The 737-nt window shown below is 66.6% G+C and carries 1 protein-coding gene; it reads right to left on the bottom strand.

Annotated elements, in window-relative coordinates:
* On the bottom strand, positions 1-737 hold a 737-nt coding region (locus tag Q8791_RS31720), incomplete at both ends, for a phosphopantetheine-binding protein (protein ID WP_330095548.1).

Below are 737 nucleotides of genomic sequence, written 5' to 3'. Positions count from 1 at the left end.
ACGGTGGGGTTTTCGAAGAGGGTGCGGACTCTGGTGTGTAGGCCCAGGGTGGTGTGGATGCGTGCGATGAGTTGGGTGGCCAGGAGGGAGTGGCCGCCCAGGGTGAAGAAGTCGTCGTTGATGCCGACGCGGTCCAGTCCCAGGATTTGGGCGAAGAGGGTGCAGAGGATTTCTTCGCGGGGGTTGCGGGGTGGGTGGTGGGTGGTGCGGGTGGTGGTGTAGTCGGGGGGGGGGAGGGCGGTGTGGTCGATTTTGCCGTTGGTGGTGACGGGGAGGCCGTGGGGGAGGTTGATGACGGTGGTGGGGACCATGTAGTCGGGGAGCAGGGCGGTGAGTTGTTCGCGGATGTGGTGGGGGTTGGGGTGGTGGCCGGGGGTGGGGACGGTGTAGGCGATGAGGCGTTTGTCGTGGTGGGTGGTGTGGGTGGTGACGAGGGCGTCGGTGATGTGGGGGAGGTTGGTGAGGGTGGTTTCGATTTCGGTGGGTTCGATGCGGTAGCCGCGGATTTTGAGTTGGTGGTCGGTGCGTCCGTGGAAGATGAGGTGGCCGTGGGGGGTCCAGTGGGCGAGGTCTCCGGTGCGGTACATGCGTGTGCCGGGGGTGGTGCTGTGGGGGTTGGGGGTGAAGTGGGTGGCGGTGAGGGCGGGTTGGTGGGTGTAGCCGCGGGCGAGTCCGGTGCCGGTGATGTAGAGCTCGCCTTGGACGCCGGGTGGGACGGGTTGGAGGTGGTGGTCCAG

This window comes from Nocardiopsis codii (genome assembly GCF_036327455.1).
GTDB classification, from domain to species: domain Bacteria; phylum Actinomycetota; class Actinomycetes; order Streptosporangiales; family Streptosporangiaceae; genus Nocardiopsis; species Nocardiopsis codii.
This window is presented reverse-complemented; position numbering and strand designations above follow the sequence as displayed.